The following is an 18,172-nucleotide window of genomic DNA, read 5'->3' as shown; positions in this document are numbered from 1 at the left end:
TTCTATGGCACAGTCTGATTTTAGGTGTGGAACTTCAATCGCTGCGGTCCGATTACGATGTCAACTGCAAATGGCGGCGCACCTGGCAGTTGAGTGTCGACGACGCGCCAGCCAAACGCCTGGTCTGGGACCTGTCCAGCGACGAGAAATACGCCAATCCGGGCACGCCGGTGCGGCGCCAGTTGGCCAATGGCTTCCCGGTGATCCGCGTGGCGGGCGACAGCATCCGGCTGGCCGGCACCGGTTCATCGGTCGACGGTGATCGTCCCTTCCTCGACCGGTTCGACCTGAAAACGCAGCAGGCCGACCGCCTGTACCTCAGCAAAAACGCCTGGTGAAAGACACGCGCGCCGACGGCGTGCCGCTGTCGTCCACGCTTTACACGCCGACCGGCTACCAGGAAGGCACCCGCCTGCCGACCATCCTGAACGCCTATCCGGCCGACTATGCGGATATCTCCAGGGCCGGCCAGACCACCGGCTCGCAAGCGACCTTTCCGCGCTTGCGCCAGTACCGCCTGCTGCTGCTGGCGGGCTACGCGATCATCAAGGCGGCATCGTTTCCGATCGTCGGTGACCCGCGCAAGGCGTATGACACCGACACCGATCAGCTGGTGGCCAATGCACAGGCGGCGGTCGACGAAGTGGTGCCCCATCACACCGATCCGAACCGGGTCGGTGTGATGGGGCACAGCCACGGTGCGCCGATGACGGCCAGCCTGCTGGCGCATTCAAGCCTGTTCCGCGCGGGCGCCGCCACCAGCGGCTGGTACAACAAGTCGCTCACGCCTTTCGGCTTTCAGAACGAACGCAGGTCGGTATGGGAAGCGCCCGAGGTCTACACCAAAGTATCGACCTGCTTCTACGCCGACAAGCTGAAAACGCCACTGTTGATCGTGCACTTCGGCGACGACGCCAACCCCGGCACCACGCCGCTGCAGTCGACCAAGCTGTACGAAATGCTGCGCTGGTCCGACAAGTACGTGAAGGACGCGCCGGCTGTGACCCGCTGAGCGTCGCAATCAGTGCCGGTGGGCTGCTGACTCGCCCAGCGGGCTCAGGTAGTCTTCATCGGTGACTTTTTCCAGCCACGTCACCGCCACGCCGTCCAGCGCTTCCTGGACGGCGATGTGGGTCATCGACGTCGTGGCCGACGCGCCGTGCCAGTGCTTGTGGCCGGGTGGGCACCAGATGGTGTCGCCGGCGCGGATGTCGACCTTGGCTTCGCCCTCGCACTGGGTCCAGCCGTAGCCTGCCGTGACGATCAGGATTTGCCCGAGCGGATGGGTATGCCAGGCCGAGCGTGCACCCGGCTCGAAGGTGACGCTCGCGGCCGAAACGCGCGCGGGCGCGCTGCCGGTGGCGAGCGGATCGATCCGGACCGTGCCGGTGAACCAGGCTTCGGGGCCTTTGATGGAAGGCTGGGTGCCTGCGCGCTTGAGTTCCATATTGTTTCCTGTTCAGTGAGATGACGACCGCTTGACTATAGCTTTGGCCGATGCATGACACTAGAGCGCGTTTCTGCACACATTCATGTGTGTAAATCATGAATGAAACAGGGAACGGGCACGGTCTCAGCTGTGGCCCGGCGTCACCTTGTGCCCGCGCAGGTGCAGGTCGGCGGCGCTGCCGACGCTGTAGCGGTGCGAAGACACGATCACGGCCAGCGCGGCCAGCGCTTCGCGCCCGATGCCGGTGTCGCCGCCATCGACCCGTGGGGTGACGTGGTGCAGGGCGCTGAGCGTGCGGGCGTTTTCTTCCCGGTGCGCCGCCAGGCCGACGTAGGCCATCAGTTCCATGAGGCTCTCTTCGTGCCGGAAGGCCGCCTCGGCGGCCGCCACCAGCGCGTTCCAGCCCGATGCAAACGATGCCTCGGGCCGCGCAGCCAGCTGGTCGATCTGGTGGCACAACTGCTTGCGGCTGTGCTGGAGCGCCGTGCCGATGGCATGCGCGGCGTCGCTGGGAGGAATGGTGTGCATGATGGTTCTTTCTGCCGCGGTGGAGTCGTGATTGTTTCGCATTCTTAGTGGGCGCGTGTTTGATGCAAATCAATTCAAGCCCTGATGCCCGCACATCGTGCCGGGTAGACTGGTCCTGTGCAACGCGACGATCATTTCGGGAGGACGATATGGCAAGAACAGCACTGGTAACGGGCGGCACGCGCGGACTGGGCCTGGCGATCAGCACGGCGCTGGGTGCGGCGGGCTTTCGGGTCGCCGCCGTCTACCACCACGACACGCAGGCGGCGCAGGCGCTGGCCGCCGAACACGGCATTGCCGTATTCCAGTGGGACGTCGGTGACGCAGACGCCTGCGCGCGTGGCGTGGCGGCCGTGCAGGCGCAGCTGGGGCCGCTCGACGTGCTGGTCAACAATGCCGGCATCACGCAGGACGCCATGTTCCACAAGATGCGCGCGGACCAGTGGCAGGCGGTGCTGCAAACCAACCTGGGATCGATGTTCAACATGACGCGCCCGGTCATCGAGGGCATGCGCGAACGGCGCTACGGGCGCATCGTGAACATCAGTTCGGTCAATGGTCGCAAGGGGCAGGCCGGGCAGACCAATTACGCCGCCGCCAAGGCCGGCATCTTGGGTTTTACCAAGGCGCTTGCGCTGGAAAACGCCGCGCGCAACATCACGGTCAACGCCATCGCGCCGGGCTACTGCGACACCGCCATGGCGGCCGGGGTCCGGCCCGATGTGCTGCAGGCGATCGTGGCAGGCATCCCGGTCGGGCGCCTGGGCACGCCTACCGACGTGGCCCGGATGGTGGTGTTCCTGGCCGACGACGCGGCCGGCTTCATTACCGGGGCCACCTTCGACGTGAATGGCGGCCAGTACCTGGCCTGAAGCCGGGGCGCAGGCTCAGTGCGCCGTCAGGACCGGTATGCTGGCCTCGGCCAGCACGGTCCGGGTGGCGCCACCCAGCACCGCCTCACGCAAGCGCGAGTGGCCGAAGCTGCCCATCACGATCAGGTCGTGCCCGCGCGACTCGGCCAGCGCCAGCAAGGCGTGGCCGACGCTGTCGGCATGCGCCGGCGCCAGCAGGTCGACAGCGATCCCGTGACAGGCCAGGTAAGCGACCAGCAAGGCACCACCGGCGCCGCCGTCGGCCTCGTATTTCTGCGGATAGAAACAGGCGACCGTGACGCTGCCGGCGCGCTGCAACAGGGGCAGCGCGCCACGCACGGCGCGGCTTGCCTCCATGCTGCCATCCCACGCCAGCAGCGGGCGCTGCGACAGCGCCACCGAGCGGCTGTCGGCCGGCACCACCAGCACCGGGCAGGGCGCATGCACCAGCACCGTGCGCGCCAGCGACTGGTCGTTGGCGACGATGGCGTCGGGGCTGCAAGCCTGGCCGATCACCAGCAGGTCGGCATAGCGCGCCGCCAGCGGCAAGGCACTTGTGGCCGATTCATCGGTGACGCGCCCGGGCACCAGCTGCGCGCCCGTCGCCCGCACGGTCTCCTCGAAAGCGGCCAGGTCGCGGCGGGCGCTTTCGGTGAGGAAGGCACAGTCTTCCGGGCCAATGGGCATCATCGCTGCGGCGGCGCCGCTGCGGTAGAGGACCTCGGTGGCGCCGGATGCGGCAATACCTGCCATCTGCGCGCCTGCATCCAGCGCAATTCTGGCGGCAAGCTGATAGCGCGCCTGCGCGGTGGCAGGCTGGCAAGCGTGGACGAGGATGGATCGGTAAGACATGGCGGCTCCCGGTGGTCACAGCCGGCGCGTGGCGCGCCGCTTTGCCAGAATACTATGGATTGGCTGGCTAAAAAAACATGATGCAAATCAAATATGAACGGCGAACGTGCACCTGCTGCGCTTTGCGTGCGCAATTTGATGCAGCGCAACGTTTCCGCAAGTTCGACGGCGTCGCCTCAAGGCGTGATGGCCACTTTCAGCACGCCGTCGCGCTGGTTTGCAAACAGCTCGTAAGCGTCTTCGATTTGCTCGAGGCGGAAGCGGTGCGTGATCAGCGGCTGCAGGTCGAGCCGGCCGGAGGCGACGATGGCCATCAGACGGCGCATGCGCTCCTTGCCGCCGGGGCACAGCGTGGTAACCAGCGACTGGTCGGCCAGGCCGGCCGCGAAGGCATCCATGGGCAGCGTCAGCTTGCCCGAATACACGCCCAGGCTCGACAGCGTGCCGCCGGGTTTTAAGACTCGCAGGCAGTTTTCGAAGGTCTGCTGGGTGCCCAGCGCCTCGATGGCGACGTCGACACCGCGCCCGCCGGTCAGGCGCAGGATCTCTTCCACCGCGTCGCCGGCGCGGTAATCGACGACGGCGTCGGCGCCCAGCCGTTGCGCCATCGCCAGCCGCTCGGGGAAGGTATCGACCGCGATGATGCGGCTGGCGCCGCGCAGACGCGCGCCGGCGGTGGCGCACAGGCCGATCGGCCCCTGCGCAAAGATGGCGACGCTGTCGCCCAGCCGGATGCCGCCGTTTTCGGCGCCGCCGAAGCCGGTACTCATGATGTCCGGGCACATCAATACCTGCTCGTCGCTCAGGGCATCGGGAATGGGCGCCAGGTTGGCGTTGGCGAACGGTACCTTGACGTACTCGGCCTGGCAGCCGTCGATCGTATTGCCGAAGCGCCAGCCGCCGATGGCATGGCCACCGCACTGGGACTGGTGGCCGTCCAGGCAGGTGTGGCACTGGCCGCACGGGGTGATGGCGCCCACCACCACGCGCTGGCCGATACTGTAGCCGGTCACGCCCGGCCCCAGTTCGTGGATGGTGCCGACCGGTTCGTGCCCGATGGTCAAACCGTCGCGCACCGGGTATTCGCCCTTGAGGATGTGCACGTCGGTGCCGCAGATGGTGGTGAGCGTGACCTTGATCACCGCCTCGCCCGGGCCGGCCACGGGGACCGGCTTGCGGCCCAGGACGATGCGCCCGGGGCCGGTGAAGACTGCTGCATTCATCATGTTCATGACAAGCCTCCGTGGGGGATACATCAGTGCAGCATCAGCGTCGGTACCGTGGCCGAGCGCAGCATGGTGCGGCTTGCGCCGCCCAGCAGCATTTCGCGAAAGCGCGCATGGCCGTAACAGCCCATCACGATCAGGTCGCATCCGGTTTCCCTGGCCAGTGCCAGGATGGCGTGGCCGGCGTCGACATCCTCGTCGCGCACGCACAGCTGCACCTGGACGCCGTGGCGGCCCAGGCTGGCGGCCAGCTGCGCCTGCTCGGCCGCGATGTCCTGCGCAAACGCGTCGGTGGGCGCGCGCAACGACGCCAGGCGTACATTGCGCGCCTGGCGCAGCAGCGGCAGCGCCGCGTGCACGGCGCGGGCGCACGCGGCACTGCCGTTCCAGGCCACCAGGATCTGGTGGCCCGCGCCAGGCGCGGTCCAGTCCAGCGGCACGATCAGGGCCGGCGCGGTGGCGTGCAGCGCCACGTATTCGGGCAGGCGCGCGACCTGACCGGGCAAGGCTTCGTCGGGGTCGTCCTGCGTGACGACGACCAGGTCGGCGAAGCGCGCCAGCAGAACCAGTGCATCGGCATCCTGGTCCGTCACCAGGCGCGGTTCGCAGGCGATATCGTAAGCGGCAGTGATGTCGGCAAACTGTTCCAGCGCGCGCCGGGCCTTGTCGTACAGGGGCTCGAAGCAGCTGGCGGCAAGGGTCAGGGGAATCGGCCAGGCGCCGTCGGGGAACACGTAGCGGGGCAGGCCGGTCATGGCCGCGCCGATCAGGAGCGCCCCGTGTATGCGCGCGAGCGCGGCAGCAAAATGGATGCGCGTGGCGGCGTGGCGTGACTGGTCGACATGCACGAGGATGGTTTTGTATTCCATGACAGTCCTTGTCGAAAAGGGGGGCGCTGGACGCGGGCCCTGTCACGCAGGATGGAAGGATACGGCCTCAGAATCCATGATCTGCATCAAACGGGCGGCAGGCGGCTGGTCAGGCCAGCGGGCTGCAGGGTGCGGCGCCGTTGGCCAAGGCGGCCGGGCGCGCCGGGTCGCGCAGCACGCCGGCGCGCTTGTCGACGGTGATGAGTCCGAGTTTGGTGAGCCGGGCCGGCAGGATGCTTTCGATGGTCAGGCCCAGGTCGCTGCCGATGTCTTCGCGCGACATGCGCAACTGGAATTGCGTCGCCGAATACGCACGCGCCGCAGAGTGGGACCCGATGTCGACCAACAACACCGCCAGTCGCTGTTGCGCACGTTTATTGCCCAGCAGTAGCGTCAGGCCTGTTCCCGCTGCATCTCGCTGCTCATGAGGCTGCAGAAGTGGCGGTGCATACCGGCGCCGATCGCTTCCATGCCGGGCAGTTGACCGCGCATCTGGAAGCCCGGCACCTGCTCGCCCGCCGGGCGCGCAATGGGTGCACTCATGGCGCTTCGGCCCGTTGCGGTGCCGGCGCGCGGCGCGCTGCCGCGGCGCCGGGCAGGTCGGAGGCGCGCGTGGCGCCGCGCAGCTTGCGCTTGGCCGTGTACATGGCGGCGTCGGCCCGGCCGATCAGTTCCGCTGCAGTGGCGCCATCGTCCGGATAGAGCGCCACCCCGATACTGGCCGACAGGCAGAGTGTGCGGCCGTCGAGCACCACCGGCACGCGCGCCGCCGTGCTCATGCGGCCTGTCAGCGATGCCAGCAGTGCGCCGTCCTGCACATCGGGCAGCACCGCGACAAATTCGTCGCCGCCGAAGCGCGCCAGGGTGTCCGACTCGCGCAAGGCATGGCGCAGGCGCTGCGCCATGGTGGCGAGCAGGCTGTCGCCCGCCACGTGGCCCATGCTGTCGTTGATGTCCTTGAAGCCATCGAGGTCGATGAACGCGACCGCGACTGCCATGCCATGTTCATGCGCCTGAGCCAGCACCTGGTCGAGGCGCTCGCGCAGCAGCACGCGGTTGGGCAGGCCGGTGAGGGCATCGTAATTGGCGCGCTCCTCGAGCAGCAGGCGCTGCTCGCTGGCGCCGGTGATGTCGGCAAACACGGCGATGTAGTGATGCGGGCGGCCGGCGCCGTCGGGCACGGTGCTGAGCGTGATGCGCTCGGCGAACAGGCTGCCATCCTTGCGCCGGTTCCACGCTTCGCCCTGCCAGTAACCCTGGCTGGTGACGGCTTGCCACATGGCCTGGTAGAACGCGTCGTCCTGGCGCCCGGATTTGAGGATGCGCGGATTCTGGCCCCGCACTTCCTCGGCCGTGTAGCCGGTGATGGTGCTGAAGGCGGCGTTGACGCCGAGGATGGTGCCGTCGAGCGCGGTGATCATGATGGCGTCGCGGCTGTGGTAAAACACCGACGCCGCCACGGCGGCCGTGAGCTCGGGCGAATTCTCGTGCTTCGGGAACGTGCGCTTCATGATGGTCTGCCGCCAGGACGCAGTCGGGTATTCACAATAATCCGGGTGGATCGCGGCGTCGAGAACCTTGCAGTATTTTTACGCTGTTTTTGATCCGCATCAAAAAGCTACCAGCATTTTCTTAGTAACTATTGATGCAAGGACTAGCGTGGATGTTCTGCACGCAGGTCGCGCCGGGACAGCAGCGCCGGCACCAGGCCACTGGCCAGGCCAAGCGCACCGGCGCCCGCTGCCAGCGCCGGTGTCAAGGCCCCGAACTGGAATACGGCAGCCAGCCACGGCTGGTACAGCACCAGCGCCAGCATGGCCAGCGCCGCGCCGGATACTCCCCAAAGCAGTCGGTTCGGCTGGCGCAGCGATGCCCACAGGCCGCTGCCGCCGGCGCGGTTGGCGAGGATCAGCGACAGGTTGGCCAGCACCAGCGCCGTGAAGCCGAACGCGCGCGCCGGCGCGGGCGCCAGCGCGCCCAGCGCCCATGCATACGCGCCCGCTACCGCAGCGCACGGCAGCACGCCCAGCGCCAGCGCGCGGATCAGCGCAGCGGCGTCGAACAGGGGCGCTTGCGGGTTTAGCGGGGGGCGGCGCATCAGCTGCGGCGCCGCGGGGTCGTTCTCGAACACCAGGGCGCAGGCCGTATCGATGATCATCTGCAGGAACACGATGTGCATGGGATACAGCAAGGGCGGCCAGCCGGCCAGGATCGGCAGGATGGCCATGCCGGCAATCGGCGCATGCATCGAAATAATGTAGCGCATCGACTTGCGCATGTTGTCGTGGATGCGCCGGCCGGCCCGGATCGCCTCGATGATCGAGGCGAAACGGTCGTCCAGCAGCACCAGCGCGGCCGCTTCGCGCGCCACATCGGTGCCGCGTCCGCCCATGGCAATGCCGACGTGCGCCGCCTTCAATGCCGGCGCGTCGTTGACCCCGTCGCCGGTCATGGCCACCGTGGCGCCGCTGCGGGCGAGCGCCTGCACCAGTCGCAGTTTCTGGCCGGGTGCAATGCGCGCGCAGACGCTGAGGGTGGCAAGGCGTTCAGCCAGCCCGGCCGCATCGAGCGCATCGAGTTCAGTGCCGGTCAGGGCCGGTGTGTCGTCCAGTCCGGCCTGCAGCGCAATCGCGTGGGCCGTGTCCGGATGGTCGCCGGTGATCATGACGACCCGGATGCCGGCCTGGCGGCATTGCAGGACGCAGGCCGGGATCTCGGGCCGCAGCGGGTCGGCCAGCGCCAGCAGGCCATCGTAGCGCAGCGCGAGGTCGGCGGCCTGCGTCGGCCAGATTTCTTCGGGCAGGACAGCGTGCGCGACGGCCAGCACGCGCAGGCCGCCTTGCGCCATCTCGGCGGCTGCCGCCAGCGCGCTGGCGCGGGTGCTGGGGTCGAGTTCGCACCAGTTGAGGATGGTTTCCGGTGCGCCCTTGGCGGCGGCGACCAGGCGGGCGTCGCCGCGGCGCCAGACCTGCACCAGCGCGCGCTGCTGCGCGCTGACGCCATACTCGTGCAGCAGCACCCAGTCGGGATGGCGCTGCGGCGCCGCCAGGCTGGCTTGCCCAAGGCGCTGCACTGCCTGGTCGATCGGATCGGGACCTCGCGCGGCGCTGGCCAGGCGCGCCGTCTCGACCAGCGTGGCGAAGCCAGCCGGCAGCGCGCCAGGCGTCACCGGGTGGCGCACACCATGCGCTTCGAGGGCCACCACTTCCATGCGGTTGGCGGTGAGCGTACCGGCCTTGTCGACGCACAGCACCGAGATGGCACCCAGCGTCTCGATGGCTGCCAGGCGCCGCGTCAGCACGTGCTGCCGGGCCAGGCGCCAGGCGCCGATGGCGGGAAACACCGTCATGATCACCGGCAGCTCTTCCGGTAACATCGACATGGCCAGTGCAATGCCGGCCAGCAGTGCTTGCGGCCAGTCGCCGCGCAGATAACCATACACCAGCACCAGCGATGCGCTGAGCGCCAGCCCGACCACGGCAAAGGCGCGCGCCAGCGCTGTGCCCTGGCGTTGCAGCGGCGACGGGGCCGCACGCACGCCTTGCAGCGATGCGGCAATCCGGCCGAGCTGGCTGCGCGCGCCGGTGGCGGCCACCTGTGCCACGCCATCGCCCTGGAGCACCAGCGCGCCGGCGAACAGCATGGCCGCGCCATCCTTGGTGACCGGCATCGATTCTCCCGTCAGCAGGGACTCGTCGGCCTGCATGCCATTGCTGCTGAGCAGGCGCGCATCGGCCGGCACCCGGTCGCCTTTATTCAGGGCGATGATGTCGCCCCGCACCACATCGGCGCCATCGATCGACTGCCAGCGCCCGCCCCGCAACACCTGCGCGCGCGGACTGGCCAGCGCGCGCAGGGCGGCCAGCGCGCGCTCGGTCTTGCCTTCCTGGTACAGCGACAGGCCCAGATTGACCACGACCATGCCGCACAGGAACAGGCCTTCGCCGGGCTGGCCCAGCGCGAGATACAGCAGGGCCGCGCCGGCCAGCAGCAGGAACATGGGTTCGCGCGCCGCGTCGGCGCCGATGCGGCGCCACGAGCGCCGTTCCGGCGCCGCCAGCGAATTCGGCCCGTGCGCGGCCAGGCGGCGCGCGGCTTCGGCCTCGCTTAACCCGTCCCCATCGTGGCGTGCGCCCATGTCAGTGCGCCATCAGCACCGGCGCCGTCATGCTGTCCAGGATGGTTTCGGTGACGCCGCCGAGCAGCATTTCGCGCAGACGTGCGTTCCCGTAGGCGCCCATGACGAGCAGGTCGGTCTGGAGGTCGGCCGCCAGCGAAAGCAGCGCAACGCCGCCGTTGATGGACAGTGGCTCGGCATGCACCGTGCATTGCACGCCGTGGCGGGCCAGATACAGCGCCAGGTCGGCGCCGGGGTCGCGCCCGGCCGCGCCCGACGGCTGGAACAGGACGATATCGAGCGTGCCGGCCGCGCGCAGCAGGGGCAGGGCGCCCGCCACGGCGCGGGTCGCTTCCAGGCTGCCGTCCCAGGCCACCAGCGGACGGCGGGCCAGCGTGGCAAACTGGCCGGCATAGGGCAGCACCAGCACCGGGCGACCGCCGCCCATGACGACCTGCGCCGGCAGCGGGCCGGCCAGGTGGGCGGCGGCCGGGTCATCCGGGTCGGTCTGGCTCAGCACGACCAGGTCGGCGTAGCGCGCTTGCAGCACCAGACCGCCAGCCGGGTCGTCGTTGGTGTAGCGCCGCTCATGGCTGGGGACGCCCTCGGCAGCCGCGATGGTGTCGAAGCGCGCCAGCGCGGCCTCGTTGTGCGCGCGCAGTTCCGCCTGCTGCGCGAGGATCACTTCCACACCCGCTTCGACATAGCGCGAGATGCCGGAGAATGCGCTGCCGACCAGGTGGGCGCCGCAGCGCTCCGCCAGCTGCGCCGCATACCGGATGCGTGCGTCGGCGTGCACCGAATGGTCGACGTGGACGACGATGGTTTGGTAGGACATAACGGCCTCGCAGGCAATGTAAAAACGTCAGCGTACGGCGCGCGCGGGAGGCGGTCCAGCGCTACCTGCGTTCGCGCCGATATCGCTGAGCCGAATTTGACTTGCATCAAATGTATGTTGCATTGCGTCGCGGATGTGCGCACTTCCGCGACGCTTGGTGCATCTGCGGGTTTGTCAGCGCGAATTTGATGCAAATCATATCGCCGCGTCATGTGTCGCCGGTACGATTGCTCCGATGCCGTCACATTGACCTGGGGCAGACACTGGTAAAAATCTTTCTGGAGATCCATCATGTCCGCTTCCACCCGTTTCGATCCGATCGCGCGCATGCTGCGTGCCGAGCCGTTCCGCACCTTCGACGAATTCTTTTCCGACCTGCGCCTGCCGTCGTCGCTGCGCGCCGCCGACATGGCGCCGCGCGTGCGCATGGATGTCTCCGAGTCCGAACAGGCCTACAAGGTCATGGCCGACCTGCCGGGTGCAAAAAAAGAGGACATCAAGGTCAATATCGACGGCAACCAGGTCTCCATTTCCGCTGAGACCAGTTCGCAGAGCGAGCATGAAGGCGCCACGACGATCTGCCCGGAGCGTTTTTGGGGCCAGTTCTACCGCAGTTTCACCTTGCCGCAGGCGATCGACGACACCCAGGCCCACGCCGAATTTCGCGACGGCGTGCTGGAACTGGCGCTGCCCACGAAAACCGGCGGCAACGGCAAGCCGCTGGCCTTTTCCTGACGGCGGCGGCGTGCACAAGCTGACATCGTCCGACTTCGCCGAGCTCGAGCAAAAGCTGCGCGTCATGCGCATCGACGTGGTCGATGCCGTGCGCATGCGCCTGGCCGGTAGCGACACCGGCCAGGCGCGCAGCCTTGGCAGTTTGTCGGAGCAGGGCGACGCGGCGCTCGACGCCATGCTGGCTGACGACGACATCGCCCTCGTCCAGCACGAGCTGGCCGCGTTGCGCGACATTGACGCGGCCCTCAGGCGCATCGAATTCGACGTGGGCGGCATCTGCACGCAATGCGGGGCCGCCATTCCCATCGAGCGCCTGCGCGCCGTGCCGACCGCTGCCACCTGCGTCGCGTGCGCCGCAGCGCCGGCGTCCTAACGGCGCGGCCGGCATGTTCCAACGTATTCTCCTGCCGGTCGACGGCTCGCTGTCGATGGTCCCGCTGGTGCGCAAGGGCCTGGCGTTTGCAGCCGGCATCGGCGCGCACGTGGTGGTGCTGCACGTTGTTCCGGTAGCCGCGCGTGCACTCGACGCGGCTGCCGATGCACGCGCCGATCCTGCCCAAATCCTGGCCGACGTCACCGCCCAGGCGACGCTGCTGGGTGTGTCCTGCGAGGGCAAGCTGCTGGCCGGTGCCGAACCATGGCGGGCCATCCTGCAGGCCGCGGGCGAAGGCGACATCGACCTGATCTGCATGGGTTCGCACGGTCGCCACGGCGCCACCGAACACGTGCTGGCCAGCCAGACTGCGCGGGTGCTGGAACACACGCAGCTGCCGGTGCTGCTGTTTCGATAAAGGGACACCATGAGTGTACGCAACCTGCAGTACCTGTTTGCCCCGCGCTCGGTAGCGGTGATCGGCGCCTCCGGGCGCGCGCAGCGCGTGGGCACGACCTACTGGGCAATGTGCTGGCCAGCCCGTTCAAGGGCGTGGTCTACGCCGTCAACCCCAAGTACGAGACGCTGGCCGGCGTCCCGGTCTACCGCGACGTGGCGGCGCTGCCGGCCGCGCCCGACCTGGCCGTCATCTGCACCCCGGCTGCCACCGTTCCAGGCCTGATCCGCGCACTGGGCGCGCGCGGCACCCGCGCGGCGGTGATCCTGTCGGCCGGCCTCGGCGCGCCGTCCGCCACGCCGGGCGTGACACTGCGCCAGGCCGTACTCGACGCCGCCCGGCCTTACCTGTTGCGCATCCTGGGCCCCAACTGCGTCGGCCTGCTGGCGCCCGGCATTGGCCTGAACGCCAGCTTCGCCCATACCGCCGCGCTGCCAGGGCGCATTGCGTTCGTGTCCCAGTCCGGCGCGCTGGTCACGGCCATGCTGGACTGGGCCAAGTCGCGCGGCATCGGCTTTTCCCGCTTCATTTCCATCGGCGACAGCGCCGACGTCGACTTCGGCGACATCCTCGACTACCTGGCCAGCGACGCCGATACCGACGCCATCCTGCTCTACATCGAAGACATCCGCCATGCGCGCAAATTCATGTCGGCGGCGCGCGCTGCGGCGCGCGCCAAACCGGTCATCGTGCTCAAATCCGGGCGCGTCGCAGAGGGCGCGCGCGCCGCCATGTCGCATACCGGCGCGCTGGCCGGTTCGGATGCGGTGTACGACGCCGCCATCCGGCGCGCCGGCATGCTGCGCGTGCGCACCACAGCCGATCTGTTCAGTGCCGTCGAAACGCTGGCGCGCACCCACGCCCTGGCCGGTGAGCGCCTCGCCATTGTTACCAATGGCGGCGGGCCGGGGGTGATGGCCACCGACGCGCTCATTGCCGGTGGCGGCCAGCTGGCGATTTTATCAAGTGCCACGCTGGCCGCGCTCGACGCGCTGCTGCCAGCGACCTGGTCGCGCGCAAACCCGGTCGACCTGATTGGGGACGCACCGGCCGAGCGCTACCGCGCCGCGCTCGAGGTCGTACTGCGCAGCGGCGACGCCGACGCGGTCTTGCTGATCCATGCCCCCACTGCCATCGTGCCCAGCGTGGAAGTGGCGGCAGCGGTGGCTTCCATCGCGCGCGACGGTGCGCGCGGTCTGCTCACCTGCTGGCTGGGCGGCGACGCCCTGATCGATGCGCGCCGCCTGTGTGACCAGGCCGGCCTGGCCACGTTCGACACGCCTGAACAGGCCGTCGACGGTTTCCTGCAATTGGTCCAGTACGCGCGCAACCAGCGCCTGCTCATGCAAGTGCCGCCGGCGTCGGCGCCGTTTCAGCCCGACCGCGCAGCGGTGCATGCCCTGCTCGACGCGCACGGGGACGGCATGCTGTCCGAGCCCGCTGCGAAGGCCGTGTTTGCCGCTTACGGCATTCCGGTGGTGGCCACGCGCCTGGCGACCTCGCAGGATGCCGTGCTGGCGGCCGCGGCCGGCATCGGCTATCCGGTGGCTCTCAAAATCGTCTCGCCCGACATCAGTCACAAGTCCGACGTCGGCGGTGTCGCGCTCGACCTGGCCGACGGTGCGGCCCTGGCGGCGGCACTGTCGGCCATGCGCACGCGAGTTGCCGTGCACGCGCCCCAGGCCCGCATCGACGGCTTTGCGGTGCAAGCCATGGCGCGCCGCCCTGGCGCATTCGAACTCATCGTCGGCGCCGCTGTCGACGCGGTGTTCGGCCCCGTGATCCTGTTCGGCCAGGGCGGCACCGCGGTCGAGGTCGATCCCGACCGCGCGCTGGGCCTGCCGCCGCTGAATCTGGTGCTGGCGCGCGACATGGTCGGGCGCACCCGTGTGGCCCGGTTGCTGGCCGGTTACCGCAAGCAGCCCGGTGCCGACGTCGACGCCATCTGCGCCGTGCTGATCCGGCTGGCCCAGCTGGTGGCCGATTTCCCCGCCATTGCCGAACTCGACCTCAACCCGTTGCTGGCCGACGCCAGCGGCGTGCTGGCGCTGGACGGGCGCATTCGCCTGCAAGCGGTCGCTTCCGGCACAAACGGCCTCGACCGGCTGGCGATCCGGCCCTACCCGGACCAGCTCGAACGCATCGTCAACTGGCAGGGCGCGCCCTTGACGGTGCGTCCGATTCGCCCGGAAGACGGTGCCGCCCACCTGACCTTTTTCAGGGCGCTCGACCCCGAAGATGTGCGGCTGCGCACGTTCGTGCACCTGCGCGAGCTGCAGCCGGCCCAGCTGGCACGCCTGACCCAGATCGACTACGACCGCGAGATGGCCTTCATCGCCACCCGCCCCGGGATTGGCGGCGTCAATGAAACGCTGGGCGTGGCGCGCGCGGTGGCCGACCCGGACAACCAGGAGGCCGAATTCGCGGTGACGGTGCGCAGCGACCTGAAAGGGCAGGGCCTGGGCGGCCTGCTGATGCGCGCGCTGGTCGACTACTGGCGCGCGCGCGGCACCGCGCGCATTGTCGGCGCGGCGCTGGCGGAGAATCTGGCGGTGATCCGCCTGGCCCGCTCGCTCGGCTTTACGGTGCAGCACCAGGCGGGCGACGGCGAAGTGCGGCTGGTCCGCGAACTCAACCCGGCGCCGGCCGTACGCCTTTCCCCACTGGAGCATCGCTGATGGATACTTACACCGCAATCGTCCCGACCGCCGAGCCGGATAGCGCCGCCTGCGCAGCGGCGCCGGGTCGCGGGCTCGACCAGGCCTTGCATGCCCAGATCGCCTGGTGGACCCAGGGCCTTTCGCCCGCGTCGCTGGCGGCCGCAGCCAGCGATTGGCTGGTGCACCTGGCCGGCTCGCCTGCCAAGCAGGTCGAGCTGGTGATGAAGGCCCAGCGCAAGATGCTGCGCCTGGCGGCGTTTGCCGCGGGCACCACGGCGCCGGCGCAGCCCTGCATCGAACCCCTGCCGCAAGACCGCCGCTTTGCCGCGCCCGAGTGGCAACGCTGGCCGTTCAACGTGATCTACCAGAGCTTCCTGCTGGAGCAGCAGTGGTGGTATAACGCCACCACCGGCGTGCCGGGCGTCACCCGCCACCACGAACAGTTGTGGACCTTCGCCATGCGCCAGCTGCTCGACATGGTCGCACCGTCGAATTTTCTCGCCACCAATCCGGTCGTGCTGGCCGAGACGGCGCGCAGCCACGGCGCCAATTTGCTCGCAGGAGGGCGCAACCTGGTCCAGGATGCCATGCCGGCCGCGCGCGCGCCGCAACAGTTCGTGCCGGGCCGGGATGTCGCCGTGACGCCGGGGAAGGTGATATACCGCAACCGGCTGATTGAGCTGATCGCCTACCAGCCCAGCACGGCGACGGTCTGCGCGGAGCCGGTGCTGATGGTGCCGCCGTGGATCATGAAGTACTACATTCTCGACCTGTCTCCGGCCAATTCACTGGTGCGATACCTGGTCGACCAGGGCCACACGGTCTACATGATCTCGTGGAAGAATCCCGACGCCGCCGACCGCGAGCTCGGCATGGACGACTACCTGAAGCTGGGCGTGCTGGCCGCCATCGACCAGGTCGGCGCACGCCATCCCCGGCAGGGCATCGCCGCGCTCGGCTACTGCCTGGGCGGCACGCTGCTGGCCATTGCCGCGGCCGCACTGGCTCGCACTGGCGACACGCGACTGGCCAGTCTCACCCTGCTGGCGGCCCAGGTCGATTTCACCGAGCCGGGCGAGCTGGGCCTGTTCATCGACGAGAGCCAGCTCAATTTCCTCGATAACGTGATGGCCCGCAAGGGCTACCTGGACGGCAAGCAGATGGAAGGCGCGTTCGCGCTGCTCAATTCGAAGGACATGGTGTGGTCGCGCATGGTCCAGAACTATTTGCTTGGCAAGGGCCAGCGCGCCACCTCGGACCTGGCCGCATGGAATGCCGATGCGACCCGCATGCCGTACCGCCAGCAGAGCGAATACCTGCGCAGCCTGTACCTGAACAATGACCTGGCGCAGGGCCGCTACCTGGTCGACGGCCGCCCGGTCGCCTTGTCCGACCTGGACCTTCCCTTGTTTGTGCTGGGCACGCAACGTGACACGGTGGCGCCCTGGACCTCGGTGTTCAAAGCGCACCTGCTGACCGACGCCGCCCTGACGTTTTGCCTGACCAGTGGCGGCCACAATGCCGGCGTGGTCAACCCGCCGCAGGGCGACGGCAAGCAGCACTACCAGCTTGCAACGCGCGAACCCGATGGCCGCTACCTCGACCCCGAAGCCTGGCGCGCTGCGGCGCCCGTGTGCGTCGGCTCGTGGTGGCCGGCATGGGAACACTGGCTGCGCAGCCAGTCGCGCGGCCAGCTTGCCGCGCTACCGGTAAGCCCTGTCGGCCCGAACGGCCTGCTCGACGATGCTCCCGGGCGTTACGTGCTGGCCCCGTGATGTGGCCGGAGATCGAAAAGGTAAATGATAGGCCAGTAAATAAATGTGATTGTTGGCCGCAATAAGCAACGCGTTGCTGCCGCGTCTACTGCTTGCAGCCGCAGCAACGGGCGACGCGCACTTTGGCGCGTCGCCGGGCCGATCCATCTCATATCTGATGACGAGCTGATATCTTCAACATACGAGGTTCGGCTGCGGAGGCAGAACGTTTCGCGCTAACAGACGAGTCATGGCGCGTTGACGGGTTTGACCTCAGCGTCCCGAAAGGCGTCAAAGTTACGGGCGACAATGCCTGCGGGGGGAAGGTCGAAATGCATCAAGGGTCGACAAAGCGATTTCGAAGCAAACCCAACATGTATGCACAGTAAGTAGGTGTTGCCACCGCAACCGGAAGTTGCTACTTTTCGGGGGACGTCAGTGAAAGCACAGTAACAGTGTTGCATCGTGTCAAAATCGTGGCCAGGCTTTCACAGCTTTTTCGGAGAACACGATCAAAATTCTTTGGTAGATGAATAAGCTGGTTGATGTCGGTGCCGATTGGGAATCCATCGAAGCAGCCTCGGGCTTATTCAAAACAATTAGGCAAATTTGCGACTATTGGCGTTATTAGATCGGCAGTAGTTCGTGTATTGCATCGGAAAACTGCGCTTGGCGGCGCCCGTAGCTGGCCGGTCGCTAGCGAAAAAGAAACAGGCACTTTGCCTGACTGGCGAGGAAAAAACAATGTCCGCACAAATTGCTCTGATACCAGCAAACACCGTCGTCTACACAGATAATGAGTCAGGAAAGTTTACAGACTGCAGCAATAATACACGCAATTATATACTTCGTACATACCTTCCGGTCAAGCTCGGAAAATATATGGGTATATCGGAGAAGGCTGTTACGCCGGGCTCCGGTGTCAGATTTGCCGAAAAGTATAATAACGACGAAGGAGTAATAAAGCCGTATGACATCGTGAAAGGTCTCCGGATCGATCTACAAAAAGCACAAGAGATAGACGGGAAGACTTATGCGTGTCTCCAGGTCCAATGGGGGACCGGTCAAGACGGCAAAAAAGGTGGGGCATATGCTGGCGCGTTAATACTTACCGAGCAAGCTTTCAGTATCGTGCAAATTGAGACAGCTCTAGAAAAAAGCTTCGGTTCGAAAAGCTATTGGCGTCTCGATCCGGGCTGAATCCGTCGAGCTCCCAATCACGCCTTGCCGAACAAAACCTGTCGCTATCGTCGTTAGCTGAAATGGCCACCGTAGAACGGGAAAGCATATCGCCGTATCCGAATTAAGCTTACCACTATAATTAACTGGCACACCCATGCTCGACTGGTTAAAAACCATTGTGAGGGTGGGCGGCGTACCATCGGCGGCCACAGTAGTTACTCCCGCACTCGGCATGGAATGCTAAAAAACGAAATTGCCG

19 protein-coding genes are annotated in these 18,172 nt (G+C 67.2%); 9 read left to right on the top strand and 10 right to left on the bottom strand.

The genetic code is table 11. The features are described from left to right. Positions 1–26: 26 nt before the first annotated feature. Together V6M87_RS20345 and V6M87_RS20340 are read left to right on the top strand one after the other, a co-directional pair. A complete protein-coding gene (locus V6M87_RS20345) occupies positions 27–338 on the top strand; it encodes a hypothetical protein (RefSeq protein ID WP_332878488.1) in 312 nt (103 codons plus the stop codon). Further along, entirely contained in the window at positions 335–1,012 is a 678-nt protein-coding gene (locus V6M87_RS20340) for an alpha/beta hydrolase family protein (protein ID WP_332878487.1), read from the top strand. The genes V6M87_RS20345 and V6M87_RS20340 overlap by 4 nt, the downstream gene beginning before the upstream one ends. Positions 1,013–1,021: 9 nt before the next feature. On the opposite strand, the gene V6M87_RS20335 is transcribed toward V6M87_RS20340, so the two are convergent. Together V6M87_RS20335 and V6M87_RS20330 are read right to left on the bottom strand one after the other, a co-directional pair. Then, a complete protein-coding gene (locus V6M87_RS20335) occupies positions 1,022–1,447 on the bottom strand; it encodes a (R)-mandelonitrile lyase (RefSeq protein WP_332878486.1) in 426 nt (141 codons plus the stop codon). A 126-nt stretch (positions 1,448–1,573) separates the two neighbouring features. Further along, positions 1,574–1,978, bottom strand: a complete 405-nt coding sequence (locus V6M87_RS20330; protein WP_332878485.1) for a hypothetical protein — start codon at positions 1,976–1,978, stop codon at positions 1,574–1,576. Positions 1,979–2,127: 149 nt separating this feature from the next. Here V6M87_RS20330 and phbB point away from each other — a divergent pair, with 149 nt between their 5' ends. Further along, entirely contained in the window at positions 2,128–2,850 is a 723-nt protein-coding gene (gene phbB / locus V6M87_RS20325; RefSeq protein WP_332878484.1) for an acetoacetyl-CoA reductase, read from the top strand. A gap of 15 nt (positions 2,851–2,865) precedes the next feature. On the opposite strand, the gene V6M87_RS20320 is transcribed toward phbB, so the two are convergent. From V6M87_RS20320 to V6M87_RS20285, 8 genes are all read right to left on the bottom strand, one after another. Next, positions 2,866–3,702 carry a universal stress protein gene (locus V6M87_RS20320; RefSeq protein ID WP_332878483.1) on the bottom strand — a complete coding sequence of 279 codons (837 nt, stop codon included), beginning with the start codon at positions 3,700–3,702 and terminating at the stop codon, positions 2,866–2,868. Positions 3,703–3,878: 176 nt separating this feature from the next. Further along, the gene (locus tag V6M87_RS20315; protein ID WP_332878482.1) at positions 3,879–4,934 is read right to left on the bottom strand and encodes an NAD(P)-dependent alcohol dehydrogenase; all 1,056 of its coding nucleotides are present in this window, start codon (positions 4,932–4,934) and stop codon (positions 3,879–3,881) included. 23 nt (positions 4,935–4,957) lie between these two features. Continuing rightward, on the bottom strand, positions 4,958–5,797 hold the full coding sequence (locus V6M87_RS20310) for a universal stress protein (RefSeq protein WP_332878481.1): 840 nt from the start codon (positions 5,795–5,797) through the stop codon (positions 4,958–4,960). Positions 5,798–5,906: 109 nt separating this feature from the next. Then, complete coding sequence (locus V6M87_RS20305; protein WP_332878480.1) at positions 5,907–6,143, bottom strand: hypothetical protein; 237 nt, start codon at positions 6,141–6,143, stop codon at positions 5,907–5,909. A gap of 47 nt (positions 6,144–6,190) precedes the next feature. Beyond that, entirely contained in the window at positions 6,191–6,340 is a 150-nt protein-coding gene (locus V6M87_RS20300; RefSeq protein ID WP_332878479.1) for a hypothetical protein, read from the bottom strand. After that, positions 6,337–7,308 carry a diguanylate cyclase domain-containing protein gene (locus tag V6M87_RS20295; RefSeq protein ID WP_332878478.1) on the bottom strand — a complete coding sequence of 324 codons (972 nt, stop codon included), beginning with the start codon at positions 7,306–7,308 and terminating at the stop codon, positions 6,337–6,339. Before V6M87_RS20295 ends, V6M87_RS20300 begins: the two co-directional genes overlap by 4 nt. 143 nt (positions 7,309–7,451) lie before the next feature. Continuing rightward, entirely contained in the window at positions 7,452–9,935 is a 2,484-nt protein-coding gene (locus V6M87_RS20290; protein ID WP_332878477.1) for a cation-translocating P-type ATPase, read from the bottom strand. Position 9,936: 1 nt separating this feature from the next. Then, positions 9,937–10,752, bottom strand: coding sequence for a universal stress protein (locus V6M87_RS20285; protein ID WP_332878476.1), 816 nt, complete (start codon positions 10,750–10,752; stop codon positions 9,937–9,939). Between the two features lie 291 nt (positions 10,753–11,043). Between V6M87_RS20285 and V6M87_RS20280 the strand changes: the two genes are divergently transcribed. The 6 genes from V6M87_RS20280 (at position 11,044) to V6M87_RS20255 (ending at position 17,931) form a co-directional block, all read left to right on the top strand. Further along, positions 11,044–11,487: an Hsp20/alpha crystallin family protein gene (locus tag V6M87_RS20280; RefSeq protein ID WP_332878475.1), complete on the top strand. Its 444-nt coding sequence runs from the start codon at positions 11,044–11,046 to the stop codon at positions 11,485–11,487. 10 nt (positions 11,488–11,497) lie between these two features. Then, positions 11,498–11,860, top strand: a complete 363-nt coding sequence (locus tag V6M87_RS20275; protein ID WP_332878474.1) for a TraR/DksA family transcriptional regulator — start codon at positions 11,498–11,500, stop codon at positions 11,858–11,860. 13 nt (positions 11,861–11,873) lie between these two features. Next, positions 11,874–12,278 carry a universal stress protein gene (locus V6M87_RS20270; protein ID WP_332878473.1) on the top strand — a complete coding sequence of 135 codons (405 nt, stop codon included), beginning with the start codon at positions 11,874–11,876 and terminating at the stop codon, positions 12,276–12,278. Between the two features lie 110 nt (positions 12,279–12,388). Next, positions 12,389–14,995 (top strand): bifunctional acetate--CoA ligase family protein/GNAT family N-acetyltransferase, encoded by a 2,607-nt coding sequence (locus V6M87_RS20265; RefSeq protein WP_332878472.1) that lies wholly within the window; start codon positions 12,389–12,391, stop codon positions 14,993–14,995. Beyond that, complete coding sequence (locus V6M87_RS20260) at positions 14,995–16,752, top strand: PHA/PHB synthase family protein (RefSeq protein WP_332878471.1); 1,758 nt, start codon at positions 14,995–14,997, stop codon at positions 16,750–16,752. Before V6M87_RS20265 ends, V6M87_RS20260 begins: the two co-directional genes overlap by 1 nt. Before the next feature lie 723 nt (positions 16,753–17,475). After that, positions 17,476–17,931, top strand: coding sequence for a hypothetical protein (locus V6M87_RS20255; protein WP_332878470.1), 456 nt, complete (start codon positions 17,476–17,478; stop codon positions 17,929–17,931). Positions 17,932–18,172 lie beyond the last annotated feature (241 nt).

This window comes from Massilia sp. S19_KUP03_FR1, from assembly GCF_036688685.1.
Classification (GTDB): Bacteria; Pseudomonadota; Gammaproteobacteria; order Burkholderiales; family Burkholderiaceae_D; genus JALYUM01.
This window is presented reverse-complemented; position numbering and strand designations above follow the sequence as displayed.

Excerpts from the sequence above, each read along its gene's own strand:
- V6M87_RS20335 (WP_332878486.1), bottom strand. The coding sequence starts at position 1,447 with ATGGAACTCAAGCGCGCAGGCACCCAGCCTTCCATCAAAGGCCCCGAA.
- V6M87_RS20330 (WP_332878485.1), bottom strand. The coding sequence starts at position 1,978 with ATGCACACCATTCCTCCCAGCGACGCCGCGCATGCCATCGGCACGGCG.
- phbB (WP_332878484.1), top strand. The coding sequence starts at position 2,128 with ATGGCAAGAACAGCACTGGTAACGGGCGGCACGCGCGGACTGGGCCTG.
- V6M87_RS20320 (WP_332878483.1), bottom strand. The coding sequence starts at position 3,702 with ATGTCTTACCGATCCATCCTCGTCCACGCTTGCCAGCCTGCCACCGCG.
- V6M87_RS20315 (WP_332878482.1), bottom strand. The coding sequence starts at position 4,934 with ATGAACATGATGAATGCAGCAGTCTTCACCGGCCCCGGGCGCATCGTC.
- V6M87_RS20310 (WP_332878481.1), bottom strand. The coding sequence starts at position 5,797 with ATGGAATACAAAACCATCCTCGTGCATGTCGACCAGTCACGCCACGCC.
- V6M87_RS20300 (WP_332878479.1), bottom strand. The coding sequence starts at position 6,340 with ATGAGTGCACCCATTGCGCGCCCGGCGGGCGAGCAGGTGCCGGGCTTC.
- V6M87_RS20295 (WP_332878478.1), bottom strand. The coding sequence starts at position 7,308 with ATGAAGCGCACGTTCCCGAAGCACGAGAATTCGCCCGAGCTCACGGCC.
- V6M87_RS20290 (WP_332878477.1), bottom strand. The coding sequence starts at position 9,935 with ATGGGCGCACGCCACGATGGGGACGGGTTAAGCGAGGCCGAAGCCGCG.
- V6M87_RS20285 (WP_332878476.1), bottom strand. The coding sequence starts at position 10,752 with ATGTCCTACCAAACCATCGTCGTCCACGTCGACCATTCGGTGCACGCC.
- V6M87_RS20280 (WP_332878475.1), top strand. The coding sequence starts at position 11,044 with ATGTCCGCTTCCACCCGTTTCGATCCGATCGCGCGCATGCTGCGTGCC.
- V6M87_RS20270 (WP_332878473.1), top strand. The coding sequence starts at position 11,874 with ATGTTCCAACGTATTCTCCTGCCGGTCGACGGCTCGCTGTCGATGGTC.
- V6M87_RS20260 (WP_332878471.1), top strand. The coding sequence starts at position 14,995 with ATGGATACTTACACCGCAATCGTCCCGACCGCCGAGCCGGATAGCGCC.
- V6M87_RS20255 (WP_332878470.1), top strand. The coding sequence starts at position 17,476 with ATGTCCGCACAAATTGCTCTGATACCAGCAAACACCGTCGTCTACACA.